Origin of the sequence: Streptococcus oralis (assembly GCF_023109155.1) — a bacterium.
Lineage (GTDB): Bacteria > Bacillota > Bacilli > Lactobacillales > Streptococcaceae > Streptococcus > Streptococcus oralis_BZ.
In genome coordinates, this window is the sequence record NZ_JALDUA010000001.1 from 574,902 (window position 1) to 589,364 (window position 14,463).

The window sequence follows — 14,463 nt, forward strand, 5'->3', positions numbered from 1 at the left end:
CAGCCCTCGTCGGGCTGTTGGCTAACAAAACAGTCTCAACTTAAATCGCAAACAAGTCATTCAAGTTCTCAGCCAAGGTTGGGTGAGTGAAGATTTGTTTTGTGAAGTAAGTGTAAGGAATCTTGTTGTCCATCGCAACAGTGATGATGTTGATGATTTCTTGAGAACCTTCTGAGAAGATACTTGCTCCAAGAATTTCTTTTGTTTCAGTATTGACAACAGCTTTGAAGGCTCCGCGAAGGTCTCCATTTACGTGACCACGAGGCATTGCTGCAACAGGGATTTCCTTCACTGCGTATGGAAGTTTCAAATCAGCTGCTTGGCTTTCAGTCAAACCAACTTGTGAAAGTGCAGGTGTGATGAACATGGTGTTTGGCACATTGAGACGGTCTTCAAGAGTGTAGCTGCCATCTCCAGCAAGGTAGCTGTAGACAACACGGAAGTCATCAAGTGAGATGTAGGTGAATTGAGGTCCACCATTGACGTCTCCGACTGCAAAGACACCAGGAACGTTTGTTTGACAATGTTTGTCTACTTTGATAGCACCACGTTCAGTAAGTTCGATATCTGTATTCTTAAGTTGAAGTGGTTCTACATTCGGTTTACGTCCAGTTGCGTAGAGAAGGGCGTCAAAACGGTACGTTTCGTTTTCAGTTACGACGAGAACTTGGTCACCGTCGTTTTTGATTTCAGTGGTACGGATGTTTTGAAGCAATTCAATACCGTCTTCTTCCATGTATTGTTTAGCAAGAGCTGCGATGGAAGGTTCTGCACGAGGTAGGAAAGTATCCAAGGCATCTAGGACTGTAACTTTGCTTCCAAGTTTGTTGTAGAGTCCTGCAAATTCAAGACCGATATTTCCGCCACCAAGGACACCAAGTTTTTCAGGCAATTTGTCCAAGTTTTGAATACCAGTCGAGTCAAAGACATTCTTACTTGTAGCAAGTCCAGGGATTGGCAAGACGTTTGAAACGGCACCGGTATTGATAACGATAGTTTCAGCAGTCAGTTCTTGTTTTTCATCACCAGCTTGGATTTCGATGACTTTGTTTGAAAGGAAGTGAGCTTCCGCATCAAAGATATCCACGCCTGTACTAGCAACAGTCGCATAGTTTTTACCGTTGAGGCGACCAGTGATCGTGTTTTTAGTAGCAATCACTTCTTCAAAAGACAAGTCTTTCTCAGCAGCAACTAGCAAGGTTTTAGTTGGAATACATCCGATGTTGATACAAGTTCCACCATACATAGCCTTACTACGTTCGATAAGGGCAACTTTTTTACCAGCTGAAGCCAATTTACCAGCTAGTGTTTTACCAGCTTTACCAAATCCAATAACGATTAAATCATAAGTTAACATTTATCTTCCTCCTTTTCGCATTTCATTCTAGCACAAGAAAAAAACTTTTGCACAATTCTGCTACGGGAAATGGAGTGGGCTTGAAATGCTCCCTTCAAATCCTTTGAAAAACCAGTTTTGGGCTACTTTACTGCTAGAAAATCGTTTACATGATTTTCCCAAAGGATTCTACTATCTTTTGCCTCTCTCTTGTGTTATACTAGATAGGTTGCAAAGAAACCAGTACTTTTCTTTCGTGGAAAAGAAGCAACACAGTATCTCTTTTTTGTAGAAGATACGTCATGAAAAGAAAAGTATAAACTACGCGCTATAGGGTGGCTTCGCACCACCTTTAGAAAGAAGAATAACGTGAAATTTAATGAATTTAACTTGTCTGCTGAATTGCTAGCAGAGATTGAAAAAGCTGGATTTGTAGAAGCCAGTCCTATCCAAGAACAGACCATTCCATTGGCTCTCGAAGGAAAAGACGTTATCGGTCAAGCTCAGACTGGTACAGGGAAAACCGCAGCCTTTGGCTTGCCAACCCTTGAAAAAATCCGTACAGAAGAAGCGACCATCCAAGCCTTGGTTATCGCTCCAACTCGTGAACTCGCTGTCCAAAGCCAAGAAGAACTCTTCCGTTTTGGCCGTAGCAAGGGAGTGAAAGTTCGCTCAGTTTACGGTGGTTCCAGCATTGAAAAACAAATCAAAGCTCTTAAATCTGGTGCCCACATCGTGGTAGGAACACCAGGCCGTCTCTTGGACTTGATTAAACGCAAGGCCTTGAAATTACAAGACATTGAAACCCTTATCCTTGATGAAGCGGATGAAATGCTCAACATGGGCTTCCTTGAAGACATTGAAGCCATCATTTCCCGTGTCCCTGAAAATCGTCAAACCTTGCTCTTTTCAGCAACCATGCCAGATGCTATCAAACGTATTGGTGTTCAGTTTATGAAAGAACCTGAGCATGTCAAGATTGCTGCCAAGGAATTGACAACAGAGCTAGTGGATCAGTACTATATCCGTGTCAAGGAACAAGAGAAATTTGATACTATGACACGTCTCATGGATGTGGAACAACCAGAACTTGCTATTGTATTTGGTCGTACCAAACGCCGTGTAGATGAATTGACTCGTGGACTTAAAATTCGTGGCTTTCGTGCAGAAGGAATTCATGGTGACTTAGACCAAAATAAACGTCTTCGTGTCCTTCGTGATTTTAAAAATGGCAATCTTGATGTTCTAGTTGCGACTGATGTGGCAGCACGTGGTTTGGATATCTCAGGTGTGACCCATGTCTACAACTACGATATTCCACAAGATCCTGAAAGTTATGTTCACCGTATCGGTCGTACAGGTCGTGCTGGTAAGTCAGGTCAATCTATTACTTTCGTAGCACCAAATGAAATGGGCTACCTTCAAATCATCGAAACCTTGACTAAGAAACGCATGAAAGGCTTGAAACCAGCAACAGCAGAAGAAGCCTTCCAAGCTAAGAAACAAGTAGCGCTCAAGAAAATCGAACGAGACTTCGCAGACGAAGCAATTCGTGGGAACTTTGAGAAATTTGCTAAAGATGCTCGTAAGTTAGCTGCTGAATTTAGTCCAGAAGAATTGGCTATGTATATCTTGAGCCTGACAGTCCAAGATCCAGACAGCCTTCCTGAAGTGGAGATTGCGCGTGAAAAACCACTGCCATTTAAACCATCAAGTAATGGCTTTGGTGGCAAAGGTAAGGGAGGTCGAGGAGGCCGTCGTGGAGACGACCGTCGAGATCGTGATCGCCGTGGCAATGGTCGCCGTGATGACTTCAAGAAAGGCAGTCGTGGAAACGACCGTTTTGATAAAGACAGACGTTACCGTAACAAAGACAATAAAAAACCTCGCAACACTTCAAGCGAAAAGAAGACCGGCTTTGTTATTCGTAACAAAGGAGACAAATAGAAAAAAGCGATTCACACTGTGAATCGCTTTTATATATAAGGAGACCGATAGTAAAAGAAGATGGTGATAGTAAAGGATAGGTGAAACGGAAAGGGATTTATCATGTCATCTTCTTATAATGTTATAATATCAAAAATAAAATAGGATGTCAATAAAAAAATCGCTTTTTTTCTAAAATATTTTTGCTGTTCAAAATTGCAATTAAATAAGCAATTTTCAGATAATTATTGAAATAAAGACTTTTCTATGTTATAATGGAAGCGATTATATGCGAGGTAAAAAATGGCACATTTATTAGAAAAAACAAGAAAAATCACGTCTATTCTAAAGCGCTCTGAGGAGCAACTCCAAGATGAACTTCCTTACAATGCGATTACACGCCAGTTAGCTGATATTATTGATTGTAACGCTTGTATTGTGAATAACAAGGGACGTCTCTTGGGCTACTTTATGCGTTATAAGACCAATAATGACCGTGTAGAACAGTTCTTCCAAACCAAAACCTTCCCTGACGTCTATGTACAAGGGGCAAACATGATTTATGACACGGAAGCCAACCTTCCTGTTGAACATGATTTGACCATTTTCCCTGTGGAGAGCCGTGCGGACTTTCCAGATGGTTTGACGACCATCGCTCCGATTCATGTATCAGGGATTCGTCTAGGTTCGTTGATCATTTGGCGCAATGACAAGAAATTTGAAGATGAAGATTTGATCCTTGTCGAGATTGCGAGCACGGTTGTGGGAATTCAACTATTGAACTTCCAACGCGAAGAAGACGAGAAAAATATTCGCCGTCGTACGGCTGTTACCATGGCGGTCAACACCCTTTCCTATTCAGAACTGCGTGCCGTATCAGCTATTTTAGCTGAATTGGATGGAAATGAAGGGCAGCTGACGGCATCAGTTATTGCAGACCGTATTGGCATTACACGCTCAGTGATTGTCAATGCGCTTCGTAAATTGGAGTCTGCGGGAATTATTGAGAGTCGCTCATTAGGAATGAAGGGGACTTATCTCAAAGTTCTAATTGGTGATATTTTTGAGGAAGTGAAAAAGAGGGACTACTAATGGCAAAAGCTTTAATCTCGATTGACTATACAGAGGATTTCGTAGCAGACCATGGAAAGCTAACTGCTGGCGCACCCGCTCAAGCAATATCAAAAGCCATTGATCAGGTAACTAGATTAGCTTTTGATCGTGGAGACTATGTCTTTTTTACCATTGATGCTCATGAAGAGAAGGATACATTCCACCCAGAAAGCAAGCTCTTTCCACCACACAACATCATCGGAACTAGTGGGCGTAACCTTTATGGCCCCCTAGCTGACTTTTATGCTGAGCATGAGGCGGATAGTCGCGTCTTTTGGATGGACAAGCGTCACTATTCAGCATTTTCAGGAACGGACTTAGATATCCGTTTGCGGGAACGTCGGGTTGATACTGTTATCTTAACAGGTGTTTTGACGGATATTTGTGTTCTTCATACGGCTATTGATGCCTATAATTTAGGTTATCAAATCGAGATTGTCAAGCCTGCAGTTGCCTCTATTTGGCCAGAAAATCATCAGTTTGCTCTTGGGCATTTTAAGAACACATTGGGAGCAAAATTACTGGATGAAAACCTTGCTGAAATTGAACTATAAGCCTGTTGGAAAAATGAAAAAAATCTGAAAAAAGTGTTGACAAAGATTTTGAAAGTTGATATACTAGTAAAGTAATCGACGCGGGGATGGCGGAATTGGCAGACGCGCAGGACTAAGGATCCTGTGACCGCTTTAGGTCGTGAGGGTTCAAGTCCCTCTCTCCGCATAGGGTAAGAGTTAGCTTTGGCTAGCTCTTTTTTTGTTAGCACGCATAGTGATTATCCAACAAGAGAGGTCTACCTTTCTTGTTTTTTTTCTTTTTTAAAATAGTGCTATAATATAGATAGAAAATAACTGCAAAAAGTTTTATATGAAAGATCATCGAGTAATGGATACTAATAGGCTTGGTTAAAACGGATATATAAGGTAGGAAAGGAGGAGTAGATAGTCGTTTGGTATTTGAAATGAGTATTTCAAAAGTGTAAAGGAGGATTATGATGGTTAATGAACTTCAACGAATAATGAGCGCCTTTATTCAAATTCTCTTTATTATTTTACTACCTTCTATCTGGTGGTTTATGACTATGAGGGGGAAAGTTCCATTTATGGAATGGATCGGACTAAAAGCTATCAAAAGAGTAAAAACTTTGCATCTGATTTTATGGATGGTGGGGGGATTTTCCTTATTTACTATTTTTTCTATCCTTATCTTTCCTCTTACTCGTGGTCTAGAAACAGCTACTTCGGCTTTTTCTGCTATGGGTTCTAAGGCTTTACCAAGTATTCTAATTTACAGTATTTTGCAGACATCTTTACCAGAGGAACTATTATTTAGAGGTTTTCTACTGAAACGAATGGCAAATCACATGCCGTTTGTCTTTGCAAATACCATACAGGCCTTCGCTTTTGGATTGCTTCATGGAGTGTTGTTTGCTTCAGTAGTGAGTTTGGAAGTCACTTTTTTCATTGTATTTTTTACTGGAGCAATAGCAGCTTATCTTGGTTTTGTTAATGAAAAGATAGCAGGAGGATCAATTTTACCAAGTTGGCTAATGCATGCCACAGCCAACATCCTCTCTGGTTTAGTTTCTGCATTTTCTTTGCTTTGAGTGGATGCAGTTATAAAAATGGAGCTGGTAGAAATACCAGCTTTTTTTCAAAAAATAAATCAAAAAAATTTTCGATTTCATAAACATTTCATATTTGGATTTTATAATAGTCTTACAAACATGGAGGTGACAAATGAATCCAATCCAAAGAGCTTGGGCTTATGTCAGCAGAAAACGACTGAGAAGTTTTATTTTATTTCTGATTTTATTTGTCCTTTTAGCAGGAATTTCAGCCTGTTTGACTCTGATGAAGTCCAACAAAACAGTAGAAAGCAATCTTTACAAATCACTCAACACATCTTTTTCTATCAAAAAGATAGAAAATGGACAGACCTTCAAGTTGTCTGACCTAGCATCCGTGAGCAAGATTAAGGGACTGGAAAATGTCTCTCCTGAACTTGAGACGGTCGCAAAATTGAAAGACAAGGAAGCGGTGAGTGGTGAGCAGAGCGTAGAACGTGATGATTTGTCAGCTGCAGACAAGAACTTGGTTAGCTTAACGGCTCTCGAGGATTCATCCAAGGATGTCACCTTTACCAGTTCGGCTTTCAATCTAAAAGAAGGGCGACACCTTCAAAAAGGGGACTCCAAGAAAATCCTCATCCACGAGGAGTTGGCCAAGAAGAATGGTCTTTCGCTTCATGATAAGATTCGCTTGGATGCTGGTCAGTCCGAAGCTGGAAAAGGGCAAACAGTAGAGTTTGAGATTGTCGGCATCTTTTCTGGTAAGAAACAAGAAAAATTCACAGGCTTGTCTTCCGACTTCAGTGAAAACCAGGTCTTTACAGACTATGAAAGCAGCCAAACGCTTCTGGGAAATAGTGAACCGCAAGTCAGTGCAGCTCGCTTCTATGTAGAAAATCCTAAGGAAATGGACGGACTCATGAAGCAGGTAGAAAACTTGGCTTTAGAAAGTCAAGGCTACCAAGTTGAGAAGGAGAACAAGGCCTTTGAACAAATCAAAGACTCAGTGGCAACCTTCCAAACCTTCCTCACCATCTTCCTTTATGGGATGTTGATAGCTGGAGCTGGAGCCTTAATTTTGGTCTTGTCTCTCTGGTTGAGAGAAAGGGTCTACGAAGTGGGGATTCTACTCGCACTTGGAAAAAGCAAGAGATCAATCTTCCTACAATTCTGTTTAGAGGTAGTTTTGGTATCAATCGGAGCTTTGCTTCCAGCATTTGTTGCAGGAAACGCCATCACATCCTATCTGCTTCAAACTGTACTAGCCAGTGGAGATCAGGCAAGCTTACAAGACACGCTGGCCAAAGCAAGTGGTCTATCAACCAGTCTCCTATCCTTTGCAGAATCCTATGTCTTTCTGCTCCTGATTGGTTGTTTATCAGTAGCCCTTTGTTTCGTATTTCTATTTAGAAAATCGCTGAAAGAAATTTTATCATCTATTAGTTAAGAAGGAGAAATCATGACTTTATTACAATTGCAAGATGTTACCTACCGTTATAAGAACACTGCTGAGGCAGTTTTATATCAGATCAAGTATAATTTTGAACCCGGAAAATTTTATAGTATCATTGGTGAGTCAGGAGCAGGAAAATCCACTCTCTTGTCCCTCCTTGCTGGTCTAGATAGTCCTGTTGAAGGTTCTATCCTTTTCCAAGGAGAGGACATTCGGAATAAGGGGTATTCTTACCATCGCATGCACCATATTTCCCTGGTCTTTCAAAATTATAACTTGATAGATTATCTTTCTCCGCTGGAAAATATCCGCTTGGTCAACAAAAAAGCAAGCAAGGATACACTTCTTGAGCTTGGCTTGGATGAAAGTCAGATCAAGCGGAACGTTCTCCAGTTATCAGGTGGTCAACAGCAACGTGTAGCCATCGCTCGCAGTTTGGTATCAGAAGCTCCAGTTATTCTAGCTGATGAGCCAACAGGAAATCTGGACCCTAAAACTGCCGGAGATATTATCGAACTGCTCAAATCACTTGCCGAGAAAATAGGTAAATGTGTGATCGTCGTCACCCACAGTAAAGAAGTGGCACAAGCGTCAGATATTACACTTGAATTGAAGGACAAGAAACTGACTGAAACTCGCAACACTACAAAATAAGATGAGCTTGTTTTGATAGAATTATGAAATCAAATCTAGAAAGGGAACCTATGTTACACAACGCATTTGCCTATGTTACAAGGAAGTTTTTCAAATCGATTGTTATCTTCCTGATTATTCTCCTCATGGCGAGCTTGAGTTTGGTCGGTTTGTCGATCAAAGGAGCTACTGCCAAGGCTTCTCAGGAGACCTTTAAAAATATCACCAATAGTTTCTCCATGCAAATCAATCGTCGCGTCAATCAAGGAACGCCACGTGGTTCTGGGAATATTAAGGGTGAGGATATCAAAAAAATCACCGAAAATAAGGCCATCGAGTCTTATGTTAAACGCATCAACGCCATCGGAGATTTGACTGGATATGAACTCATCGAAACGCCAGAAACCAAGAAAAATCTCACTGCTGACCGTGCTAAGCGTTTTGGAAGTAGTTTGATGATTACAGGTGTCAATGACTCCTCTAAAGAAGATAAGTTTGTCTCTGGCTCATATAAGCTGGTTGAAGGTGAGCACCTAACTAACGACGACAAGGACAAGATTCTCATGCACAAGGACTTGGCAGCCAAACATGGCTGGAAAGTTGGAGATAAGGTCAAATTGGACTCTAATGTCTATGATGCAGACAATGAAAAAGGGGCCAAGGAAACAGTCGAAGTGACAATCAAGGGGCTCTTTGATGGTCACAATAAGTCAGCAGTAACCTATTCACAAGAACTCTATGAAAATACAGCTATCACAGACATTCACACTGCTACAAAACTTTATGGATACACAGAAGATACAGCTATTTATGGGGACGCAACCTTCTTTGTAACAGCGGACAAGAACTTGGATGACGTTATGAAAGAGTTGAATGGTATCAGCGGTATCAACTGGAAGAGCTACACACTTGTGAAGAGCTCCTCTAACTACCCAGCTCTAGAGCAATCCATCTCTGGTATGTACAAGATGGCCAACCTCCTCTTCTGGGGTAGCTTGAGCTTCTCAGTTCTTCTCCTTGCACTCTTGCTCAGCCTTTGGATCAACGCCCGTCGCAAGGAAGTGGGAATCCTCCTCTCTATCGGTCTCAAGCAGGCAAGTATCTTGGGGCAATTTATCACAGAATCAATCTTGATTGCCATCCCTGCTCTCGTTTCTGCTTACTTCCTAGCCAACTACACAGCTCGTGCCATCGGAAATACTGTTCTTGCCAATGTCACTTCAGGTGTTGCCAAGCAAGCCAGTAAGGCTGCTCAAGCCTCTAATCTTGGTGGTGGTGCAGAAGTAGATGGCTTTAGCAAGACCTTGTCGAGCTTAGATATTTCCATTCAGACATCAGACTTTATCATCGTCTTTGTCCTTGCTTTGGTTCTAGTGATTCTCGTTATGGCGCTTGCTTCAAGCAATCTCCTTAGAAAACAACCAAAAGAGCTCTTGCTCGATAGCGAATAAAAAACTTGCTACCTATTCTCCCCTAAATGGGGTATAATATAGGTAGCATTTTTATCTGTTTTGTCTTGATAAGGCCTCTTCCTTTCAGGATGAAACTGAGATAATTTACAAGAAATTTAAAGGAATGTGAAACGTTTTTCTATGAAAATTTTAATTGTAGAAGATGAAGAGATGATCCGTGAGGGAATCAGTGACTATTTGACGGATTGTGGTTATGAAACCATTGAGGCGGCGGACGGTCAGGAAGCTCTGGAAAAATTTTCCAGCTATGAAGTTGCTCTAGTACTGCTGGATATCCAGATGCCCAAACTAAATGGTTTAGAAGTTCTAGCTGAGATTCGTAAGACCAGTCAGGTTCCTGTCTTGATGCTGACCGCCTTTCAGGATGAAGAATACAAGATGAGTGCCTTTGCCTCTCTGGCAGATGGTTATCTGGAAAAGCCCTTCTCCCTCTCCCTCTTAGAAGTGAGGGTGGATGCGATTTTCAAGCGCTACTACGATACAGGACGAGTCTTCTCTTATAAGGATACCAAGGTGGACTTTGAGAGTTACAGTGCAAGCCTCGCAGGTCAAGAAGTTGCCATTAATGCCAAAGAGTTGGAAATTCTGGACTATCTGGTGAAAAATGAAGGACGGGCCTTGACTCGTTCTCAGATTATCGATGCTGTCTGGAAGGCGACAGATGAGGTTCCCTTTGATCGTGTCATTGATGTCTATATCAAGGAACTGCGGAAAAAGCTAGACTTGGATTGCATCCTCACTGTGCGCAATGTTGGTTATAAATTGGAGCGAAAATGAAACGAACAGGTTTATTTACAAAGATATTTATCTATACCTTCTCGATTTTCAGTGTTCTGGTTATTTGTCTTCATTTAGCCATTTATTTTCTCTTTCCCTCTACTTATCTGAGCCATCGTCAGGAAACCATTGGCCAGAAAGCGACAGCCATTGCCCAGTCCCTGGACGGAAAGGATAGGAAAAATATTGAACAAGTATTAGATTTGTATTCCCAGACCAGTGATATCAAAGGAGCTGTCAAGGGAGAGATGACCGAGGACAAGTTAGAAGTCAAGGACAATCTTACTCTGGATACGGACCGCCAGACCACCTCTCTCTTTATTGAGGAGCGTGAGGTGAAAACGCAAGATGGTAGCACGATGACTCTCCAGTTTTTAGCGTCCATGGACTTGCAAAAGGAAGCAGAGCAGATCAGTCTCCAATTTCTTCCCTATACCTTGTTGGCATCTTTTCTAATTTCCCTCTTGGTGGCCTATATCTATGCTCGAACCATTGTTGCCCCAATCTTGGAAATCAAGCGGGTGACCCGTCGGATGATGGATTTGGATGGACAAGTGCGATTGCGCGTGGATTCTAAGGATGAGATTGGCGATCTCAAGGAACAAATCAATAGCCTTTACCAGCATCTCTTGACTGTCATTGCGGACTTGCATGACAAGAATGAAGCTATTCTCCAGCTGGAGAAGATGAAGGTTGAGTTCCTACGAGGGGCTTCTCATGAACTGAAAACACCTCTGGCTAGTTTGAAAATCCTAATCGAAAATATGAAAGAAAATGTCGGCCGTTATAAGGATAGAGACCACTATCTGGGAGTTGCCTTGGGGATTGTGGACGACCTCAGTCACCACGTTCTCCAGATATTGTCTCTTTCCTCTGTTCAGGAATTGCGAGACGAGAAAGAAGAGGTTGACCTCCTTCAGATGACGCAAAGTCTGGTCAAGGATTATGCTTTACTCGCCAAGGATAGAGAACTTCAGGTAGACATTAGCCTAACCCATCAGCAGGCTTATATAAACACATCTGTAATGAAGTTGATCCTATCGAATCTCATCAGTAATGCTATCAAGCACTCCACTCCAGGTGGCTTGGTCCGAATTGGTGAAAGAGAAGGGGAGCTCTATATCGAGAATAGCTGTAGTCCTGAAGAACAAGAAAAATTGGCCCAGTCTTTTTCTGAAAATGCTAGTCGCAAGGCCAAGGGTTCAGGAATGGGACTCTTTGTGGTCAAAAGTTTATTAGAACATGAGAAATTACCTTATCATTTTGAGATGCAGGATGCTCGATTGACCTTCTTCATACGTTATCCCAAAGTCACTCAGGACTAAGGAGAAGAAAGGGGTTACATTGATTGGATTGGAAGAAATTCAATCTAAAGTATGGGAAAAACTAGCTTTTTTTATCAAAAAGTGATAAAATGAACAATGTAAATGGGATGTCCCAAAAAATATATAGGAGGCCTGACAAATGGCAATCGTTTCAGCAGAAAAATTTGTCCAAGCAGCTCGTGACAACGGTTATGCAGTTGGTGGATTTAACACAAACAACCTTGAGTGGACTCAAGCTATCTTGCGTGCAGCAGAAGCTAAAAAAGCTCCAGTTTTGATCCAAACTTCAATGGGTGCTGCTAAATACATGGGTGGTTACAAAGTTGCTCGCAACTTGATCGCTAACCTTGTTGAGTCAATGGGTATCACTGTACCAGTAGCTATCCACCTTGACCACGGTCACTACGAAGATGCACTTGAGTGTATTCAAGTTGGTTATACTTCAGTTATGTTTGACGGTTCACACCTTCCAGTTGAAGAAAACCTTGAAAAAGCTCGTAAAGTTGTAGAATTTGCTCACGCAAATGGTGTATCAGTAGAAGCTGAAGTTGGAACTATCGGTGGTGAAGAAGACGGAATCATCGGTGATGGTGAATTGGCTCCAATCGAAGATGCTAAAGCAATGGTTGCAACTGGTATCGACTTCTTGGCAGCTGGTATCGGTAACATCCACGGTCCATACCCTGCAAACTGGAAAGGTCTTCACCTTGACCACTTGCAAAAATTGACTGAAGCTGTACCAGGCTTCCCAATCGTATTGCACGGTGGTTCAGGTATTCCTGATGACCAAATCCAAGCAGCTATCAAACTTGGTGTTGCGAAAGTTAACGTTAACACTGAATGCCAAATCGCATTCGCTAACGCAACTCGTAAATTTGCTCGTGACTACGAAGCAAACGAAGCAGAATACGACAAGAAAAAACTCTTCGACCCACGTAAATTCTTGGCTGACGGTGTAAAAGCTATCCAAGCATCAGTTGAAGAACGTATCGACGTATTCGGTTCAGAAGGTAAAGCATAATCTAGCTGAACAATACAGATAAAACCTGCCTGCGAAGGTGGGTTTTTTGGTGTTTGAAACTATAGAGAATATGTTGGGGAAGAATCTATCTTAAGTTGCTAAAAGAGTCTAATTTTTGTACAATAATGCTATGAAAATACTGAAAAAATGGTTTCTTGGCTTTCTTAGTTTCATTCTTTTGTTTTTACTCGCTACATTCATCTTTCACCGTATCTGTTTGGAAAAGGAAAAAGCCTCACTGACACCTATGGGGCAACAAGTTCTCGTCAATGGACATCAAATAAATGTTTACGTTGAAGGGGATGGTCCTGAGACTATAGTAGTTATCTCAGGTGCTGGTATTGCTTCTCCTATATTGGATTTTAAAGAAGTATCGGAATCCTTATCGAAACAGTATAAGCTAGTTATCGTGGAGAGGGCGGGATATGGTTATAGTGATGATAGCAATCATTCAAGAGATGTGATGGAGGTTTTGTCTGAGACTCGCCAAGCTCTTTCCCAAGCAAATATCACAGGGCCGTTTATCATTCTGTCTCATTCCATGGCTAGTCTAGAGAGTTTGGCTTGGCAGGAGAAGTATCCTGATGAAGTGAAAGCCTTGATTGGTCTGGATTGGGCACTGCCGTCAAGTTATGAGAATTTAAAGGATAATCAGGCCTTGCTCACTGTGGCATATTGGAGTAGCAAGATTGGTTTATTACGCTATTTACCTGAGTCTTTTTATATAAAAAATCAAACTCTGACCGAAAATGAACGAAAACAATATAAACTTCTAGCTTATAAGCAGTTGATGTCACAAGCCATGCTTCATGAATCTCAAACGGTAAAGGAAAATGCTAAGAAAGTTCCCTCTAGCATCAATCCGAAAATTCCCACCTTATTACTGGTATCTAACGGCGAAGGCACCAGTTTTAGCCAATCAGAATGGCAACGTTATGCAGAGAGATTTGCAAGCGACCAGTCTAATGTTCAAGTCGTCTATATGGATGCGCCTCACGACCTCTATCATTATCAAAGCGATGCTATTGTTTCTCGCATTAAAGAATTTTTAGAGAATAATTGAGGGCTTAAAAATCCATTGAGACTGATGATAATAATTGAAAGGTAATGACTTATGAATAATTCTTATATTTTACTTAGACATGCTCATTCAAGATTTTCAAGTGATGATTTCAATAGAACTTTATCAGAAAAAGGATTCTCATCTCTTGACCAGTTAGATTTTTTGAATTCTTTTAATATTGATTATTATTTTTCTAGTCCTTATAAACGAGCATTTGAAACGATTAATAGCTCGCCAATTCAATTTGATAAAATAGTTCTTGATAATCGGTTACGAGAGCGAAAATTATCTTCAACCTTTATAAAAGATTCTGAGTTTGAAGACAGTATTAAATATTTATGGCAAAATCCTAGTGAATCTCTTTTAGAAGGGGAATCAAATCAAGACGCACTAGCTAGAGTACTAAATTTTTTAATGGAATTGGAAGAGAGATACTCAGAAAAAATGATTTTACTTAGTTCACACGGGAATTTGATAGGAATACTACTACATCACTTTGATTCCAGTTTTGATTATGAAAAATGGGAGCATATGACCTTTCCAGATTGTTTTCTAATTGATAGAGATGGGATTGTGAAAAGAATTTTGAAAGATTAGTTCGTTGATTAAATAGTGAATCATATTGATCAAAATAGTTTGCTTTTTACAACTCGTAACCTGCCCATCGGGCAGGTCTTTTTGGTGTTTTAAGGAAACTATTAAACCAGAATTTTGGATTTAAAATAGCATTTTAAGAGTGAAATCTCTAATTTCATAATCTGTAGGCAAACGCTTGCA

The 14,463-nt window shown here is 40.9% G+C and carries 13 protein-coding genes and 1 tRNA gene; 13 read left to right on the top strand and 1 reads right to left on the bottom strand.

Annotated elements, in window-relative coordinates; all coding sequences use genetic code 11:
- Positions 1-40: 40 nt before the first annotated feature.
- The gene (locus M1F63_RS02850; RefSeq protein WP_247940667.1) at positions 41-1,357 is read right to left on the bottom strand and encodes an FAD-containing oxidoreductase; all 1,317 of its coding nucleotides are present in this window, start codon (positions 1,355-1,357) and stop codon (positions 41-43) included.
- A gap of 348 nt (positions 1,358-1,705) precedes the next feature.
- Between M1F63_RS02850 and cshA the strand changes: the two genes are divergently transcribed.
- From cshA to M1F63_RS02915, 13 genes are all read left to right on the top strand, one after another.
- A complete protein-coding gene (gene cshA / locus M1F63_RS02855) occupies positions 1,706-3,283 on the top strand; it encodes a degradosome RNA helicase CshA (RefSeq protein ID WP_247940668.1) in 1,578 nt (525 codons plus the stop codon).
- Positions 3,284-3,565: 282 nt separating this feature from the next.
- Entirely contained in the window at positions 3,566-4,354 is a 789-nt protein-coding gene (gene codY, locus M1F63_RS02860; protein ID WP_000940724.1) for a GTP-sensing pleiotropic transcriptional regulator CodY, read from the top strand.
- On the top strand, positions 4,354-4,929 hold the full coding sequence (locus tag M1F63_RS02865; protein ID WP_049489822.1) for a cysteine hydrolase family protein: 576 nt from the start codon (positions 4,354-4,356) through the stop codon (positions 4,927-4,929). Before codY ends, M1F63_RS02865 begins: the two co-directional genes overlap by 1 nt.
- 80 nt (positions 4,930-5,009) lie before the next feature.
- Positions 5,010-5,095, top strand: a tRNA-Leu gene (locus tag M1F63_RS02870).
- A 271-nt stretch (positions 5,096-5,366) separates the two neighbouring features.
- On the top strand, positions 5,367-5,978 hold the full coding sequence (locus M1F63_RS02875; RefSeq protein ID WP_247940669.1) for a CPBP family intramembrane glutamic endopeptidase: 612 nt from the start codon (positions 5,367-5,369) through the stop codon (positions 5,976-5,978).
- 133 nt (positions 5,979-6,111) lie between these two features.
- A complete protein-coding gene (locus tag M1F63_RS02880) occupies positions 6,112-7,389 on the top strand; it encodes an ABC transporter permease (protein ID WP_247940670.1) in 1,278 nt (425 codons plus the stop codon).
- 12 nt (positions 7,390-7,401) lie between these two features.
- Positions 7,402-8,049, top strand: a complete 648-nt coding sequence (vex2, locus tag M1F63_RS02885; protein ID WP_247940671.1) for an ABC transporter ATP-binding protein — start codon at positions 7,402-7,404, stop codon at positions 8,047-8,049.
- A 50-nt stretch (positions 8,050-8,099) separates the two neighbouring features.
- Complete coding sequence (gene vex3 / locus M1F63_RS02890) at positions 8,100-9,479, top strand: ABC transporter permease (RefSeq protein WP_247920370.1); 1,380 nt, start codon at positions 8,100-8,102, stop codon at positions 9,477-9,479.
- A 141-nt stretch (positions 9,480-9,620) separates the two neighbouring features.
- Positions 9,621-10,277: a response regulator transcription factor VncR gene (gene vncR, locus M1F63_RS02895; RefSeq protein WP_000697937.1), complete on the top strand. Its 657-nt coding sequence runs from the start codon at positions 9,621-9,623 to the stop codon at positions 10,275-10,277.
- Positions 10,274-11,602, top strand: a complete 1,329-nt coding sequence (gene vncS, locus M1F63_RS02900; protein ID WP_247940672.1) for a sensor histidine kinase — start codon at positions 10,274-10,276, stop codon at positions 11,600-11,602. The genes vncR and vncS overlap by 4 nt, the downstream gene beginning before the upstream one ends.
- Before the next feature lie 139 nt (positions 11,603-11,741).
- Positions 11,742-12,623: a class II fructose-bisphosphate aldolase gene (locus M1F63_RS02905; protein WP_001019005.1), complete on the top strand. Its 882-nt coding sequence runs from the start codon at positions 11,742-11,744 to the stop codon at positions 12,621-12,623.
- A 130-nt stretch (positions 12,624-12,753) separates the two neighbouring features.
- Entirely contained in the window at positions 12,754-13,686 is a 933-nt protein-coding gene (locus M1F63_RS02910) for an alpha/beta fold hydrolase (RefSeq protein WP_247940673.1), read from the top strand.
- Positions 13,687-13,737: 51 nt separating this feature from the next.
- On the top strand, positions 13,738-14,283 hold the full coding sequence (locus M1F63_RS02915) for a histidine phosphatase family protein (RefSeq protein ID WP_001066186.1): 546 nt from the start codon (positions 13,738-13,740) through the stop codon (positions 14,281-14,283).
- The last annotated feature ends 180 nt before the right edge of the window (positions 14,284-14,463 follow it).

Bases quoted from the DNA above. Each gene is read 5' to 3' on its own strand.
- vncR (WP_000697937.1), top strand. From the start codon at position 9,621: ATGAAAATTTTAATTGTAGAAGATGAAGAGATGATCCGTGAGGGAATC.
- vex3 (WP_247920370.1), top strand. From the start codon at position 8,100: ATGTTACACAACGCATTTGCCTATGTTACAAGGAAGTTTTTCAAATCG.
- M1F63_RS02850 (WP_247940667.1), bottom strand. From the start codon at position 1,357: ATGTTAACTTATGATTTAATCGTTATTGGATTTGGTAAAGCTGGTAAA.
- M1F63_RS02910 (WP_247940673.1), top strand. From the start codon at position 12,754: ATGAAAATACTGAAAAAATGGTTTCTTGGCTTTCTTAGTTTCATTCTT.
- M1F63_RS02865 (WP_049489822.1), top strand. From the start codon at position 4,354: ATGGCAAAAGCTTTAATCTCGATTGACTATACAGAGGATTTCGTAGCA.
- M1F63_RS02875 (WP_247940669.1), top strand. From the start codon at position 5,367: ATGGTTAATGAACTTCAACGAATAATGAGCGCCTTTATTCAAATTCTC.
- codY (WP_000940724.1), top strand. From the start codon at position 3,566: ATGGCACATTTATTAGAAAAAACAAGAAAAATCACGTCTATTCTAAAG.
- vncS (WP_247940672.1), top strand. From the start codon at position 10,274: ATGAAACGAACAGGTTTATTTACAAAGATATTTATCTATACCTTCTCG.
- M1F63_RS02905 (WP_001019005.1), top strand. From the start codon at position 11,742: ATGGCAATCGTTTCAGCAGAAAAATTTGTCCAAGCAGCTCGTGACAAC.
- vex2 (WP_247940671.1), top strand. From the start codon at position 7,402: ATGACTTTATTACAATTGCAAGATGTTACCTACCGTTATAAGAACACT.
- M1F63_RS02915 (WP_001066186.1), top strand. From the start codon at position 13,738: ATGAATAATTCTTATATTTTACTTAGACATGCTCATTCAAGATTTTCA.
- M1F63_RS02880 (WP_247940670.1), top strand. From the start codon at position 6,112: ATGAATCCAATCCAAAGAGCTTGGGCTTATGTCAGCAGAAAACGACTG.